Genomic DNA, 14,896 nt, shown 5'->3' on the forward strand with positions numbered 1-14,896 from the left:
ATGGCTGTCTCTCCGTCTTCCAGTGCCCAGCAGGCCCGGCAGGTTCTAGCGGATCGTCTCGCTGATCTCTGTCGGGATGCTGGGCTGACCGGACGTGAAATCGCAGAGCGCTGTGGCTGGCATCCGTCCAAGTCGTCACGGATTATGAATGGCCGCACGCCCCCATCGGCGGACGACATTCAGGCATGGTGCCGGGCGTGCGGGGCGGAGAATCAGATGGCCGATCTGATTGCCTCGCTGCGGACTGCCGAGGGTATGTGGATCGGTTGGCGCCGTATGGAGCGCACCGGTCTCAAGCAGGCGCAAGAAGCCCGCTCGCCTCTTTTCGAGCGCACGCACCGCTTCCGCTCGTACTCGTCCTGGCTCGTTCCGGGCTTGATCCAGACGTACGGCTACACCGAAGCCGTGCTGCGCGCTGTTCAGCGCCGCAGGGTCGAGGTGGACGACGTGGGGGAGGCGGTGACTGCCCGTATGGAGCGTCAGCGTGTGCTGTACGAGGGCGGCAGGCAGTTCGCGTTCTTGATCGAGGAATCGGTCCTGCGCAACGGACTCTGTGGAGCAGACGCTCTGATCGGACAGCTTGGCCACTTGCTCACGGTCGGGTCGTTGCCCAACGTCAGCTTGGGTGTGGTGCCCATGCGCCCCGATCGTTCGCGGATGCCGGTAGAGGGGTTCTGGATCTTCGATGCGGAGCAGGTGAACGTCGAGTTGGTTTCTGGCTATCTCACGATCACTCAGCCCAGCGAGGTGGGTGCGTACGCCGACACCTTCGCGGAACTGGCTGAACTGGCCGTCTACGGTGCGAGTGCTCGCGCTCTGATCACGGGAGCCATGGACTCGCTCGGGTGATTGCCGTGCAATCTCATGCAACGTCGTGGACCACTGACTTCCCGCCTTCCTACGGTCGTTGGGACGAGCTGAGCATGCCGGGAGGTCACGTATGGAGACGCAGAAGCCGCAGGATTACGCCCTGACCGAGCTCCCGGCCGAGCCTGCCGCCGAGCCGGGCTGTGCCGAGTGCCTGTCCCTCGTGGTCGCCAGACGCAACGCCCGCTCCAGCGGTGATCACAGCGCTGCGTCGGACCGCAATGTGGAACTGCGTCATCACCAGGCAGCAGCGCACTGATGGACATGCAGACGTGGCGGCACAGTCGCAGTAGGGCAGATGACGCCACCGAGGCACTCTGCAAGGCGCTGGCCGCCCTCGGCATCTCGGCACGGGTACCGGAGCGGCTGCGGCCAGTGGTCACCCATTCAGGCAAGCCGCTCGTACACGTGGGAATACTCGGCGCCGAACATGCGGAACAGATCGCGGAGGCGCTTCGCACTGCCGCCGAAGGGCGGCGCCCGACCGCTACCGCTTCGGATACAGGGGCGTAGCACTCCGCATCGGATCCACTGCCACTCCTCATGAACTTCCGCCCATCCGGGGGCGGTTGGCGGCCTGTCCATGGCCGCTACAGCGATCAGGAGGCACAACGATGCAGAACGGAACCGACCTGTACGCACTCGACCTCAACGCGGTCGACTTCGTCCAGGCGTGTGGCGGCCCGTGCACCGAAGGGTGCGTGGTCCTCGCCCGGATCGGAGCGGACGCCTGGGCTCTCGGCGACAGCAAACGACCGGACATGGAGCCACTGCGCTTCACGTCGGCAGAGCTGACGGCGGCCGGTATCGATCCGGCGAGGTTCGGGCTCTCGGCCTGACGGTCATTGCTCGTCGGCGGCCCCGACCTGCTCTGTCCATCGGGTCGGGGCCGGCCATTTCCCATCCCCATTGCGTAGGAACGGGACGCACGTTGCACCATCACGGCTATCTGTGGGCGGGCCCGAAACGGCGTTTCGACGATGACGCCCTACGGCGGCCCCCGCACCCCGAACCTCCACCGGCCGGAAGCAAGCCGGAAGTGATCCAGCGGTATCGCGAGGTGGCGGCGGAGTTCTCCGTGGTGGACCTGCCGCCTCTGGAGACGGCCTACTGGTTGGTCAAGCCCAGGACGCTGGTTCGGGGGACATGGGACGAGCCGAAGGAAGCGGCGGCGTGGCTCGGAGAACGGTTGGCGGAGTACGCGCCCCGCTTCACTGCCGAGAGGGAGTGGGACACCACTCACCTGGCTTCCCTGACCAACGCCGCTGTGGAGCGGCTGGGGTGGGGCGGGGACGTGTCGCTCGGTTTCTATCTGGAACGCCCCGCGTACCTGTCCCTGGCTCTGGTGACGTGTTCGCCGAACCGTGCGAAGCCCGAGCTGCACTGTCCTTGTCGCCATGGAGGTGAAGGTTGACAACGGAGCCGTCGTTCGAGGACTTGCTGGGCAAGACCCGTCGCTCTGCCGTGCACTTGGAGATGCGGGACGGCTATATGACTTCCGATCCCCGCTACGTCGCCTGGCGGAATGGCGTACGCAATGCTCCTGAGGACAATGCCCCCGCAGCCCGGCCCTGGCTCAGGTGGGTCCGAGACGCCACAGACCGCAGTGTCACGATCCGCCGGGCCCGCGTCTTCTCTGTCCCCGAGTCGGAGTACATCCGCTTCGAGCACCACGTGTCGGACGCCAACGTGCAGGCGGGCGAGCAGATCCGCCGGCTGTCGCGGCGGCGGGCGACGGACATCGCCTTCCCGGGCAACGACTTCTGGGTGTTCGACGACGAGCTTGTTCTGGTCCTTCACTTCACCGGGGACGGTGAAAGCCCGGAGGACTGGTGGGAACTCACGAAGGACGCAGAGCTGCTCCGTCTCTGCGTCAGCGCATTCGAAGCGGTGTGGGAGCGAGCCGTCCCGCAGGCGGAGTACTCACCCACGCCCGTGCCCTGATGCCCCACGGGGTGGGACCGATGAGCCGGAGCCCCCCGCCGCACCGCGGCGAGGGGCTCCCGTGAAGCAAACGCAGGTGGACGTCAGACGTTCACACCGAAGTCCTGCGCGATCCCCACCAGCCCCGACGCATAGCCCTGGCCCACCGCGCGGAACTTCCACTCCGCGCCGTTGCGGTAGAGCTCGCCGAAGACCATGGCCGTTTCCGTGGCCGCGTCCTCGGAGAGGTCGTAGCGGGCGATCTCGGTGCCGCCGGCCTGGTTGACGATGCGGATGTAGGCGTTGCGGACCTGGCCGAAGTTCTGCGAGCGGTTCTCCGCGTCGTAGATCGAGACCGGGAAGACGATCTTGTCGACGTCGGCGGGGAGGCCCGCCAGGTTGACGTTGATCGCCTCGTCGTCGCCCGCGCCCTCGCCGGTGCGGTTGTCACCGGTGTGGACGATGGTCTGGTCCGGGGTCTGCTTGTTGTTGAAGAACACGAAGTGACCGTCGGAGTAGACCTTGCCCTGCGGGTTGACCGCGATCGCGGAGGCGTCGAGGTCGAAGTCCGTGCCGGTGGTGGTGCGGACGTCCCAGCCGAGGCCCACGGTGACGGCGGTCAGGCCCGGAGCCTCCTTGGTGAGCGAGACGTTGCCACCCTTGGACAGGCTTACAGCCATTGGGAGTCCCTTCCCTCGTTTCGGTACGGCAGTACGGCATACAAGCTACGGCTAGAAGCTACAGCTACCCCTATGAACGCGAAGGGGGGCACCAGAGGTTCCTGCTCTCTTTACTTTCTTTACTCGGATGCGTCGGCAAACGGGCCGCCCGGGCGATATTCGCGTGACGTGGACCGGACATCCGCGCGACCATGGGGGACATGTCCGGTCCCCATGTCATCCGCGGCTCCGTCTCGCTCCCCGAGGCCGAGCTCATGTGGCGTTTCTCGCGGTCGTCGGGGCCCGGTGGGCAGCACGTCAACACCAGCGACTCGCAGGTGGAGCTGCGCTTCGACCTCGCGAACACCGAGGCGCTCCCCGAGGTGTGGAAGCAGCGGGCGCTGGAGCGGCTCGCGTCGCGGCTCGTCGACGGCGTCGTCACCGTCCGCTCCTCCGAGCACCGCTCCCAGTGGCGCAACCGCGAGACCGCCGCCGTACGCCTCGCGGCCCTCCTCGCCGAGGCCACCGCACCCCCGCCCAAGCCCCGCAAGCCGACCCGGATCCCCCGGGGGATCAACGAACGGCGGCTTCGGGTGAAGAAGCAGCGGTCCCAGACCAAGCGGGGGCGGTCCGGCCGGGACTGGGGTTGAAGCTCTCTCCCGGATGAATCCGGGAGATTCCTGCCTACCTTGCGGTGGCGGGTTTGACGCCGTTCGAAGCGCGCCTGACGACTGCCCTCCCGGCAGCCGGGACGAGCGCGTGGCCCGTCCGGTATCGGTGAAGCACGGTGCGGGCGGCGTTGGTGTCGGCGTTGCCTTCCCAGCCGCACGCGGGGTTGTTGCACACGAACTCGGCCTGGTTCCTCCGGCTGCCCGGGGTCACCGTGTGGCACTGGGCGCATTCCTGGGAGGTGCCCGGGGCGGAGACCTCGGCCAGGAGTCCGCCCCGGCGGGCGAGCTTGTAGGCCAGGAGGTGCACGGTCCGTCCCCAGGCTTCGCCGAGGATGGAGCGGTTCAGGCCGGCCTTCTGCGCGACCTGCCTGCCCGGCTGCTCGACGGTGCCCTTCGCGGACTTGGTCATGTTCGTGATGTGCAGTGCTTCGACGACCACCGTGCCGTACGTGTCGGCGATGGCGGTGGTGGTTTTGTGCTGCCAGTCCTCGCGTCGGCGTTTGGCTGTCGCGCGGATACGAGCGATCCGGTCATAGGTCTTGCTCAGGCGGCGGCTGGTGCGCTCGCCCTTCTTACGGTGGCTCTTGCGGCGGGCCGCTCGCTGCTCGTGGTGGAGCAGGCGGGCTTCTTCCTTCTTGCTGAGCCAAGGGCCGTGTTCGGCGGTTTCGCCGTCGGACAGGGCCAGCGGGACGGTGATGCCGGCGCCGATGCCGGCCTCCGGGCCGGGATGCGGGCCGGGGGCGGGGGCCAGGGTGGTGACGCGGAAGGCGATGTGCCAGCCCAGGGCGTCCTTGACCAGCCGCGCCCCGGTGATCTTGTTGTCCTTGTCCGCGTGCCTGCCGACGGGGAGGTCTTTGGTCCAGCAGAAGCGGACCCGGCCGAGCTCGGGGATGTCGACCATGCCCCACCGGCGGTGCACCCGCACCACGTGCAGGTCGCGGCCCTGCGGGATGTCGATGCTCATCCTCGTGCGGAAGCGGGCCTTGAACTCAGGTGCCTGAGCCCGGCCCTCCCAGCAGTTCTTCCACGCCTGGAAGTAGGTTTTCAGCACCGCCTGGGCGGCCTGCGCGGGCAGCGCGCCGAGCCAGTCCAGCTCCCTGCGGCCCTGGCGGATGACCGCGTCGGCCGCCGCCAGGGTCCGCTTCGCCTTCGGGAGCATCGTCCACCAGTCGTGCAGCAGGTTCCAGGTGGTACGCGCCGCATGCCCTTGTGTGTCCAGGACCGCCACCTGGGCAGGGTCGAGCGCCAGCCGGGCACGATGCCCGAACTGCCGCTTCACCAGCCCTTGCCGGCTGTCCTGTTGCCCCATGGGCGTCGACGCTAGCATTTGGTTTATGTCACCTCGTTGGAAGCCGAACAGAGATGTCAGAACCGGTCGTCATGTGGTCTACAACCTCCATGCCCACTTGGTGTTTGTGACCAAATACCGTCGTGGAGTGTTCACGGAGGCGATGCTGGACCGGTGCGAGGAGATCATGCGGGAAGTCTGCGCGGACTTCGAGGCCGAACTGCGTGAGTTCAATGGCGAACACGACCATGTCCATCTCCTGGTGCACTATCCGCCCAAGGTCGCCCTGTCGAAGCTGGTGAACTCCCTCAAGGGAGTCTCCTCACGCCGCCTGCGCCAGGAGTTCGAACCCCACGTGCGCCGCTATCTGTGGGGCGGTCGCTTCTGGTCCGGCTCCTACCTCGCCGCGTCCTGCGGCGGAGCACCCCTCACCGTCGTCAAGCAGTACATCCGGCAGCAGCAACGCCCGACCTGACCACGCTCACTCCGGCTCCGCCGGAATGCCGCCCCGACGCTCCGCGCCGGTTCATGACAGCACCAGATGCCGCGGCGCTCCGCGCCGCTACGACCGGGTCGGCTTCACCTCCGCCGTGAACGGCGGAGCACTACCGATGAACCTGGTAGACCGTGACCGGAGATCTCCGCAACTCGTGACTAGGAGACGTCCAGTACGCCCACCCTCTCGCCCTCGGCCAGCTCCCCCGTCGCGCGGAAACCGAGCCCGAGGTAGAAGCCCTCGGGGCCGTCCGGGCCGGGATGCCAGGTGACGTAGAGCTCCTTGCCGCCCCGGCGGCGGATCTCCGCGGCGACCGACTCGACCGCGAACCGGCCGTATCCGCGGCCCTGTTCGTCCGCCGCGATGTTCAACCGCCACAGGCCGGAGCGGAAGAGGGTGCCGTCGTCGCGCCAGTCGATGTCGAAGAAGGCCATCAGGAAGCCGACGGGACGGTCGCCGTCGACGATCAGGCGCGGCCAGGCGACGCCGGCGGGGTGGACGTACGCCTCGGCTAGGGACTGCATCACCGGGGAGACCGCGAATTCCTGCTCGGGGCGAACCCGTATACCGGTCGCGGCCTCGAAGTTCTCAGGCGTGATGTCTTCGAGGCGGAGTGCGGAAGTCGACGTCATCCGCGCACCGTAGGACGGCCGTCAGTGGTTCGCCAACGATTTCGGGTCAGCCCAACTGCCGGTATCTGCCCCGGAAATACGCCAGCGGTCCCCCGTCCGCGCTCGGCAGAGTGGCCGTCAGCACGCGCCCGATCACCAGGGTGTGGTCCCCGGCGACCACCCGCTGCTCGGTCCGGCACTCCAGGGTCGCCAGGGCGCCGCCGAGCAGGGGAGCGCCGGACGCCTCGCCGCGGACGTACGGGATGTCCTCGAACAGCAGCCGGTCGCTGATGCGGCCCTTCATCGAGAAGCGGCCGGCGATGTGCCGCTGGCTCTCGGAGAGCACCGACACCGCCCACAGGGGCTGCTCGTCGAGCAGGTCGTCCATGCGGGAGCCGTTGCGCAGGCTGACCAGGACCAGGGGCGGGTCGAGGGAGACTGACATGAACGCCGTCGCCGTCATGCCGACGTCCTCGCCCACCGGCGCCCGCGGGTCGTCCGGGTCGAGCGAGGCTTCTCGGGCCGTCACCAGGACCACGCCCGCGGCCAGCCGGGTCATGGCGGCGCGGAACTCGTCGTTGCTCACCCCCTCAGCATGCCCGGCGGGGGACCGGGGACTGGACAGGGGCGGCGCGGCGGGGGGAGTGTTCGGCACGCCGGAAACGCTAATCTCCGGTGCGCACGCACCACATCGGCCCTCGGGCCGAGAACGGACCTAGGTCTCCCGGCCTATCCGTCTCCCGGCCTGTCGGCGGGCATGATCTCGACACGCGCACAAAGTTTGCGTTCAGTGAACGCACAGGAAAAACGCAGAAACACTGCTCAATTGTTCACGTTTCGTTGTGACTTGAGTCACAAGGGGCATTAATTGTTGACCCTGTGTACCGAGTGGGCAGCGCGCTGTGATTCAGTGGCAGGGAAGCTGCTAGGACGATACGCCGAAGAGAACCCTTGATTCGCTGCGAGGTCTCGGGGGGAGGGCGAGCATGGAGACCGAGTCGGAACCCTACGTCCGTCTTGCGACCCTGCGACAGCTGCACCAGGTCATGGCCGACATGAACACGGCCCGCAGCCTCGCGGACACACTGCAGACCGTCGCCGACGGCGTGGTCAACGGCCTCGGGTACGAGCTGGCATGCGTCAACCTCGTACGGCCGGACGGCGACCTCGTCGTCGCCGCCTTCGCCGGGAACCCCGCCGCCGAGGCCCTCATCACCGGCCGCGTCGGCTCGCGCGAGTCCTGGGAGCGCCGGCTCGGCATGGGCGAGGCCTGGGGCGACCTGCGCTTCATACCGCACACCGAGGGCTGGGTCCTCGACGACGACGACGTCCCGCAGTGGTACACCGACGGGCCCGCACCCCGCTTCGAGGACGAGTGGCACCCCTCGGACCGGCTCTTCGCGCCGATGTACACACCCGGCGTGCCGGGCGGCGCGTGCGGCGAGCTGATCGGCGTCCTGTCCGTGGACCGGCCGCGCAACGGCCGGATGCCGGGCGCGTGGGGGCGTGAGGCCCTCCAGATGTACGCGTTCCAGGCCGCCATCGCGATCAGCAACGCGCGTCTACGTGCCAACATGCAGCGCGCACTGGTCAGGCTCGAAAGGGAACAGCAGGCCCTGCGGGCGAGCGAGGAAAGCTTCCGGCAGGCCTTCGAGTACGCCCCCTCCGGCATGGCCATCGCCGAGATGGGCGGCGACCAGCACGGCCGCATCCTGCGCACCAACGACGCCCTGTGCCGCCTCCTCGGCCGCCCCGCCTCCGCGATGCGCCGCTACTCCTTCTCCGACCTCGTCCACCCCGAGGACATTGGCACACTGCTGCGCACCTCGGCGGAAGGCGGCCGCGCGGAACTCCGCCTCGGCCGCCGCGACGGCACCTACGTCTGGGTGTCCCTGCGTAACTCCGTCGTCGCCGACGCCGCCGACGGGCCCCGCTTCCTCCTCACCCACGTCGAGGACATAGAGGACCGCAAGCGCCGCGAGCTCCAGCTCGCCCACCGTGCCTCCCACGACTCCCTGACCGGCCTGCCGAACTCCGCCGAACTGCGCGCCCGCCTCTCCTCCCGGCTGTGCCGGCGCCAGACCCAGCCCGGCGTCCTCGAGTCGATCGACACCGCCTACGGCCACCCCGCCTTCGACGCCAACGGCCACGGCTTCGACTTCCGGCCGGGCGTTATCGAGGCCTTCGACGCCTACGACCACCATGTGCACACCGTCGCCCCCGAGGGCGAGCGCGACGACGGCACCAAGGGGCTCGCGGTCCTCTTCTGCGACCTCGACGGCTTCAAGTCGATCAACGACCGGTTCGGGCACAACGCCGGGGACGCGGTCCTCATCGAGGTCGCCCGACGGCTCACCCGCGGCGTCCGCGACGGCGACACGGTGGCCCGGCTCGGCGGCGACGAGTTCGTCGTCCTCGCCGACGGGCTCGGCCGCGCCGACGCCCAGGATCTCGCCGTACGGCTGCGCAACGAGATCATCCAGCCCATCCGCGTCGACGGCCGCGGCATGCGGGTCGGCGCCAGCTTCGGCATCGGATGGGCACACTGCGGGATGACGGCGGACGAAGTGTTGAAGTCCGCTGACGAGCGGATGTACATAGAGAAACGATCTCGTCCCAAACAACACCGACGCGCGGGGTAACCCGCAGGTCAGCGATGTGATGCGATCCGAGTCACCTGTTTGGGCCAGCAGGAGCGGGTAGGCTCGCCCTTCTCACCACCCATACGTACCGCATCCGATCGCCACCTGTGATCCGCACCTGCTAGGAGTACCTGGGATGACGTCCGGTAACAACGGCGCGAGCACGCCGCCCGAGGACGACGACCCGTTCGGCTATCTCTACGCGGACGGCCAGGCCAACGGGGCCCAGCCGCCGTCCGGTGGCTACGGCTATCCCGGGTCCGTCAACCGGGTGCGTGCGGTCGGGGAGCGCCAGTACGGCCAGCAGCAGCCGGCGGCGCCGCATGGGCAGGTCCCGCCGCAGCAGGGCACGTACGGTCAGTCGAACACCCACTACGCGGCGCCGGAGACGTTCCCCGGCGGGGCACCGACGGCTCCCCAGCAGCCGGCGTACAGCGGGGGCAACGGCAACGGTCGTGGCCCTGGGCCCAACACCAAGGGGCTGCTGATCGGCGCGATCGCGGTGGTCGCGGCCGTCGTGATCGGCATCGGCGTGGCCATGCTGGGCGGCGACGGCGACAAGGACTCCGCCGGTAGCGACCCGTCCAGCACGCCGTCGGTCGAGCAGAGCGCGGAGTCGAGTCCGTCGGCGAGCAGTAGTGCGGAGAGCGAGACGGACCTGCCGGCGATCGACGCGAAGGCGCTGCGCCTTCAGGGCGGTCCCGTCACGGCGTCGGACGTGAAGGGCGCGAAGGCGGACGGCGGCGTCTACGTAGCGGGTTTCAACCAGGTCGGTGCCAAGGTCACCTGGACCGTCGACGGCATCGAGAAGAAGGGCACCTACCGGCTCTATGTGCGCTACGGCATCCCGGGCGTGGACGCCAACGCGACGCTGGTGGTCAACGGCACGGCCAACTCGCGGCCGCTGAACATGGAGAACTTCGGCAAGACGCCCGAGGGGGACTGGGAAAAGGGCTGGCAGACCACGTGGGCCAACGTGAACCTGACCAAGGGCACGAACACCATCGAGCTCGCCTGTAACGACGGCAATCAGTGCAACGCGAATCTTGACCAGTTCTCGATCACCGAGGACGTGGACAGCTAGATCACGCCGCGCTGACCTCCCCCGTCACCGCCACCCGCCCCACCAACTCCTCGTACGTCCCCGCGTCGAACTCCCCGGCCACCGGCGCCAGCACACTCGCCGCCGACAGGGCCGCCGCCCGTACCAGCCGGTCCGGCCACGGCAGTTGTTCCACCAGTCCCGACAGCAGGCCCGCGACCGCCGAGTCGCCGGCGCCCGTCGGGTTGCCGTGCAGGCGGGCCGGGGGGACGGCGCGCCAGCGGCCCTCGGGGGTCGCCGCCAAGAGGCCTTCCGTGCCCAGGGAGGCGACCACTGAGCGGGCGCCCCGGCGACGCGCGTCCTGGGTGGCGCGCAGTGGCTCGTGGGAGCCGGTGAGTTCGGCCAGTTCGTCGGCGTTGGGTTTGATCAGGTCCGGGCGGGCGGCGACCGCGCGGCGCAGGGGTTCGCCGCTGGTGTCCAGCAGCACCGGGACGCCCGCCGCCTTCGCCGTACGGACCAGGCCCGCGTACGCCCCCACCGGCACCCCCGGCGGCAGGCTGCCGCACAGGGCCACCGCCGTCGCCGACGTGAGCAGGCCCTCGTAGGCCTCCTGGAAGGCGAACCACTCGGCGGGGGTGACGGTCGGGCCGGGTTCGTTGAGCTGGGTCGTGTCGCCGGTGTGTTCGTCGACCACCGCGATCGTGCGCCGTGTCGCGCCCGTCACCGGGACCAGCGCGTCCACCACGCGCGGTGTCGCCGTGAGCTGGTCCTGGACGACGCGGCCCGTCGCGCCGCCCGTGAAGCCCGTCACCGTCACCTCGTGGCCGAGGGCCGCGAGGACGCGGGCGACGTTCACGCCCTTGCCGCCGGGGCGTTCGGTCACCTCGGAGACGCGGTGGGAGGCGTGCGGGCGCAGGCCCCGTACGCGATAGGTGATGTCGAGAGCGGTGTTCAGCGTGACCGTGAGGATCACCTGGGCCGACCTCCCCCGCAGAAATTCTCTGAATGCGCTTGCCGTCCGGCTTTCCGGAGGGCCGATCATGCCAAACGGGCGGCGGTCGTCCCAGTCTCGCAGGACAACCGCCGCCCTCAACAGCAGGACACTTCACCCCAGTTGGGGCTCAACCACCCATTCGCCGCGGCGCATCACGCCCTTGAGGTCGAAGTCGGAGTCCAGCAGCACCAGGTCCGCGTCCTTGCCGGGTTCGAGCGATCCGATCGTGTCCGACATGCCCAGCAGCTTCGCCGGATTCGCCGACAGGGCCGCCACCGCGTCCTCGACCGGCAGCCTGTCGATCGTCACCGCCCGCTTGAAAGCGCGGTCCAGGGTGAGGGTGGAGCCCGCGATCGAGCCGCCCTCGACGAGGCGGGCCACGCCGTCCGCGACCTCCACCTCCAGCGGGCCGAGCATGTAACGCCCGTCGCCGAAGCCCGCCGCGTCCATCGCGTCCGTGACGAAGGCGACCCGGCCCGCGCCCGCACGGTGGAACGCCAGCTCCAGGGCCGCCGGGTGGAGATGCGTGCCGTCGTTGATCAGCTCGACCGTCACCCGCTCGTCCTCCAGCAGCGCGGCGATCGGGCCCGGGGCGCGGTGGCCGAGGTGTGGCATCGCGTTGAAGAGGTGGGTGGCGACCGTGGCGCCCGCGGCGATGGCCTCGACCGTCTGCTCGTACGTCGCGTCCGTGTGGCCGACCGCCGCGATGACGCCGTGCTCGGCGAGGAGGCGTACGGAGTCGATGCCGCCCGGCAGTTCGGTGGCGAGGGTGACCATCTTCGCCGTGCCGCGTGCCGCGTCGATCAGCTTGCGGACCTCCGCCGGGTCCGGGTCGCGCAGCAGCTCCTCGGAGTGTGCGCCCTTGCGGCACGGGGAGATGAACGGGCCCTCGAAGTGGATGCCGGCGAGGTCGCCCTGCTCGGCCAGCTCGGAGAGGAGGCCGGCGCGCTGGGCGAGGAAGTCCATGTCGCCGGTGACGGTTGAGGCGACCAGGGTGGTGGTGCCGTGCAGGCGGTGGGTGTGGATGCCCTTGACCACGTCGTCTGCGGTGCCCGAAGTGAACGAGGCTCCACCGCCACCGTGGTTGTGGATGTCCACGAAACCGGGGACCAGGTAGTGGCCGGTTACGTCGATGACCTGGGCGTTTTCTGGAGCTGTGCCGGCGATTCGGGTGCCGTCGACGATCACTTGGCCCTGTTTGACGGTTCCTGTGGGCATGACCACGTCGGCGCCGGAGAGGATCAGGGGCGCTGTGCCGGTCGCGGGGTGCGGGTGCGTCGTGGCTGGTCGCGCAGTTCCCCGCGCCCCTGGGGCGTTGGCCATCAGGCGGTTACCTCCGTACGGTCGGTGTTGTCTAGGAGGTCCCAGGCCAGGAGGCCGGCACCGAGGCATCCTGCCGTGTCCCCCAGCGCCGCGGGGACGATCAACGGCAGCTTCTGGAACGTGACCCGCCGCCGGACGGCGTCCCGTAGCGGTGTGAACAAGGTTTCCCCCGCCTCGGCCAGGCCGCCACCGATGATCAGTGTGCGCGGGTCCAGCAGGGTGAGGGCGGTGACCAGGCCGTCGGCGAGGGTGTCCACCGCCTGTTGCCAGACTCGTACGGCGTTCGGGTCTCCGGACGTGACGGCTTTCGCGCAGTCCGCCGCGTCCGCCTCCGGGTCGCCGGTCGCCACCGCCCACGCCTCGCTCACCGCCGCCGCGGACGCGAACCGTTCCAGGCAGCCGCGCTGTCCGCAGGGGCAGGGGGTCCCTCCGGGGCGTACGACGATGTGGCCGATCTCGCCCGCGAAGCCGTGCGCGCCCGCCTCCACCCGGCCGTCGACGCCGATGGCGCCCGCGATGCCGGTGCCGAGGGCGACGAAGAGGAACCGGTCGGCGCCCTTGCCCGCGCCGATCCGGCCCTCCGCCAGTCCGCCGGTGCGGACGTCGTGGCCGAGGGCGACGGGGATGCCGTCGAGGCGGGTGGTGAGACGGTCGCGCAGGGGTACGTCGCGCCAGCCGAGGTTGGCGGCGTAGGCGGCGATGCCCTGCTGCTCGTCGACTATGCCGGGAACGGCGACGCCGGCGGCGGACGCGGGTTCGCCCAGGTGTTCGGCGCCGTGTGCGCGCAGCTCGGCGGCGAAGTCGAGGATGGCGTCGACTACCGCGTCCGGGCCGCGTTCCCGTCCGGTCGGACGGCGGGCCTGGTGGAGCAGCTCGCCGTTCTCGCCGATCAGGGCGGCCTTCATCCCGGTGCCGCCCACATCGAGGGCGATGACATGTCTCACAAAGACAGTGTGGCCCGCGTACCCTCGAGAGGTCTAGTCCACTTACGTGGTGTAGACCTTATCTTCGGGCGTTATGTATGACGTTTCGAAAAGTTTTCGAGCACCGGTTTGGGGCGAAGAGCAGTGCAGCGGCGTAGGACGGTAACGATCGCGGTGGTGTCCGCACTGGGCCTGACGGCGGCCCTCGGCGGCTGCGGGCCGGCCGGCGACTCGGGTGACGTGACTCTGAAGCTGGTCGCCGCCGACTACGGCGACAGCGCGGCGAACAGCTCCCAGAAGTACTGGGACAAGCTCGTCAAGGAGTACGAGGGGAAGCATCCCGGCGTGCAGGTCGACGTCACCGTGTACTCCTGGAACGACGTGGACGCCAAGGTCAAGGCCATGGTCGACGCCGGGGAGGCGCCCGACCTGGCACAGATCGGCGCGTACGCCGACTACGCCGCGAAGGACCTGCTCTACAAGGCCGACGACCTCCTCTCCATCCCCGTCCAGGCCGACTTCCCCGGGCAGCTCGCGGACGCGGGGCAGGTGAACGGGGTGCAGTACGGGATGCCGTTCGCCGCGTCCACGCGCCTGCTCTTCTACAACAAGGCCCTGTTCGAGGACGCCGGTATCACCCCGCCGACCACCTGGGAGGAGCTCGCCGAGGACGCGGAGGCACTCAAGGCGGACGGGGTGAAGTACCCGTACGCCCTGCCCCTCGGGGCGGAGGAGGCGCAGGCCGAGACGATGCAGTGGCTGCTCAGCGGCGGGGGCGGTTACACCGACGCCAACCTCGGGACGTACGGCCTCGACTCGCCGCAGAACGTCGCGACCTTCGACTGGCTCAAGGACGACCTGGTCGGCAAGGGGCTGACCGGGCCGGTGGCGCCGGGGAAGCTGAACCGGGCGGACGCGTTCGCGGCGTTCGCGTCCGGGGACGTGGGGATGCTGAACGGGCATCCCTCGCTGATGAAGATCGCCGCCAAGAAAGGCGTCGAGTTCGGCATGGTGCCGATGCCCGGGATCGACGGCAAGAGCAAGATCTCCATGGGGGTGGCCGACTGGATGATGGCCTTCAAGCAGAACGGTCACGCCGAGCAGGTCGGTGAGTTCCTCAACTTCGTGTACTCCGAGAAGAACGTCCTGGCCTTCTCCCGGGAGTACGAGCTGCTGCCCGTCACCGACTCCGCGTCCGCGGTGATGAGTACGGCGAAGCAGGACGCGGACCTGAAGCCGTTCCTGGAGGAGCTGCCGTTCTCCGAGCTGTATCCCGTCTCGAAGACCTCCTGGGCCTCGGTCAGCGCGGACATCAAGAAGCGCATCGGGCAGGCGGTCACGTCCGGGACCAGTCCGGCGACGGTTCTGGATCAGCTGCAGACGACGGCGGTGCGGGAGGAGAACGCGGACGAGTAGTCGCCGGCTGTCCGGTTGTCCGGTTGTCGGTGGTGGGCGTT

At 69.1% G+C, this 14,896-nt stretch carries 17 protein-coding genes; 10 read left to right on the forward strand and 7 right to left on the reverse strand.

The annotated features are described in order from the left end of the window. The 5 genes from AQJ91_RS14115 to AQJ91_RS14135 all read left to right on the forward strand — a co-directional run bounded on the left by AQJ91_RS14115 (position 1) and on the right by AQJ91_RS14135 (position 2,811). On the forward strand, positions 1–849 hold the full coding sequence (locus tag AQJ91_RS14115) for a helix-turn-helix domain-containing protein (RefSeq protein WP_067020644.1): 849 nt from the start codon (positions 1–3) through the stop codon (positions 847–849). Positions 850–940: 91 nt separating this feature from the next. After that, a complete protein-coding gene (locus AQJ91_RS14120; RefSeq protein ID WP_067020647.1) occupies positions 941–1,126 on the forward strand; it encodes a hypothetical protein in 186 nt (61 codons plus the stop codon). A gap of 355 nt (positions 1,127–1,481) precedes the next feature. After that, positions 1,482–1,706, forward strand: a complete 225-nt coding sequence (locus AQJ91_RS14125; RefSeq protein WP_067020649.1) for a DUF397 domain-containing protein — start codon at positions 1,482–1,484, stop codon at positions 1,704–1,706. A 92-nt stretch (positions 1,707–1,798) separates the two neighbouring features. Then, entirely contained in the window at positions 1,799–2,281 is a 483-nt protein-coding gene (locus tag AQJ91_RS14130; RefSeq protein WP_067020651.1) for a hypothetical protein, read from the forward strand. Next, on the forward strand, positions 2,278–2,811 hold the full coding sequence (locus AQJ91_RS14135; protein ID WP_067020652.1) for a DUF6879 family protein: 534 nt from the start codon (positions 2,278–2,280) through the stop codon (positions 2,809–2,811). The genes AQJ91_RS14130 and AQJ91_RS14135 overlap by 4 nt, the downstream gene beginning before the upstream one ends. A gap of 83 nt (positions 2,812–2,894) precedes the next feature. Here AQJ91_RS14135 and AQJ91_RS14140 read toward each other — a convergent pair whose 3' ends face one another. Continuing rightward, positions 2,895–3,470: a TerD family protein gene (locus AQJ91_RS14140; RefSeq protein ID WP_067020654.1), complete on the reverse strand. Its 576-nt coding sequence runs from the start codon at positions 3,468–3,470 to the stop codon at positions 2,895–2,897. Positions 3,471–3,661: 191 nt separating this feature from the next. Between AQJ91_RS14140 and arfB the strand changes: the two genes are divergently transcribed. Then, a complete protein-coding gene (gene arfB, locus AQJ91_RS14145; protein ID WP_067020656.1) occupies positions 3,662–4,099 on the forward strand; it encodes an alternative ribosome rescue aminoacyl-tRNA hydrolase ArfB in 438 nt (145 codons plus the stop codon). 34 nt (positions 4,100–4,133) lie between these two features. Here arfB and AQJ91_RS14150 read toward each other — a convergent pair whose 3' ends face one another. Continuing rightward, positions 4,134–5,429: an RNA-guided endonuclease InsQ/TnpB family protein gene (locus AQJ91_RS14150; protein WP_079084900.1), complete on the reverse strand. Its 1,296-nt coding sequence runs from the start codon at positions 5,427–5,429 to the stop codon at positions 4,134–4,136. A gap of 25 nt (positions 5,430–5,454) precedes the next feature. Between AQJ91_RS14150 and tnpA the strand changes: the two genes are divergently transcribed. After that, positions 5,455–5,883 (forward strand): IS200/IS605 family transposase, encoded by a 429-nt coding sequence (tnpA, locus tag AQJ91_RS14155; RefSeq protein WP_079084901.1) that lies wholly within the window; start codon positions 5,455–5,457, stop codon positions 5,881–5,883. 179 nt (positions 5,884–6,062) lie between these two features. On the opposite strand, the gene AQJ91_RS14160 is transcribed toward tnpA, so the two are convergent. After that, positions 6,063–6,536, reverse strand: a complete 474-nt coding sequence (locus AQJ91_RS14160) for a GNAT family N-acetyltransferase (protein WP_067020659.1) — start codon at positions 6,534–6,536, stop codon at positions 6,063–6,065. Between the two features lie 46 nt (positions 6,537–6,582). Further along, on the reverse strand, positions 6,583–7,170 hold the full coding sequence (locus AQJ91_RS14165) for a flavin reductase family protein (protein WP_079084902.1): 588 nt from the start codon (positions 7,168–7,170) through the stop codon (positions 6,583–6,585). Positions 7,171–7,501: 331 nt separating this feature from the next. Between AQJ91_RS14165 and cdgB the strand changes: the two genes are divergently transcribed. Together cdgB and AQJ91_RS14175 are read left to right on the forward strand one after the other, a co-directional pair. Next, positions 7,502–9,157, forward strand: coding sequence for a diguanylate cyclase CdgB (gene cdgB, locus AQJ91_RS14170; RefSeq protein ID WP_067020663.1), 1,656 nt, complete (start codon positions 7,502–7,504; stop codon positions 9,155–9,157). Positions 9,158–9,293: 136 nt separating this feature from the next. After that, positions 9,294–10,241, forward strand: a complete 948-nt coding sequence (locus AQJ91_RS14175) for a CBM35 domain-containing protein (protein WP_067020666.1) — start codon at positions 9,294–9,296, stop codon at positions 10,239–10,241. A 1-nt stretch (position 10,242) separates the two neighbouring features. On the opposite strand, the gene AQJ91_RS14180 is transcribed toward AQJ91_RS14175, so the two are convergent. The 3 genes from AQJ91_RS14180 to AQJ91_RS14190 all read right to left on the reverse strand — a co-directional run bounded on the left by AQJ91_RS14180 (position 10,243) and on the right by AQJ91_RS14190 (position 13,460). Then, positions 10,243–11,172: a 1-phosphofructokinase family hexose kinase gene (locus AQJ91_RS14180; protein WP_067020669.1), complete on the reverse strand. Its 930-nt coding sequence runs from the start codon at positions 11,170–11,172 to the stop codon at positions 10,243–10,245. A 132-nt stretch (positions 11,173–11,304) separates the two neighbouring features. Next, positions 11,305–12,411: an N-acetylglucosamine-6-phosphate deacetylase gene (gene nagA, locus AQJ91_RS14185; protein WP_067021082.1), complete on the reverse strand. Its 1,107-nt coding sequence runs from the start codon at positions 12,409–12,411 to the stop codon at positions 11,305–11,307. A gap of 104 nt (positions 12,412–12,515) precedes the next feature. Next, positions 12,516–13,460, reverse strand: coding sequence for an ROK family protein (locus AQJ91_RS14190; RefSeq protein ID WP_067020672.1), 945 nt, complete (start codon positions 13,458–13,460; stop codon positions 12,516–12,518). A gap of 123 nt (positions 13,461–13,583) precedes the next feature. Here AQJ91_RS14190 and AQJ91_RS14195 point away from each other — a divergent pair, with 123 nt between their 5' ends. Next, positions 13,584–14,855, forward strand: a complete 1,272-nt coding sequence (locus AQJ91_RS14195) for an ABC transporter substrate-binding protein (protein ID WP_079084903.1) — start codon at positions 13,584–13,586, stop codon at positions 14,853–14,855. Positions 14,856–14,896 lie beyond the last annotated feature (41 nt).

Origin of the sequence: Streptomyces dysideae, from assembly GCF_001514305.1 — a bacterium.
GTDB lineage: Bacteria > Actinomycetota > Actinomycetes > Streptomycetales > Streptomycetaceae > Streptomyces > Streptomyces dysideae.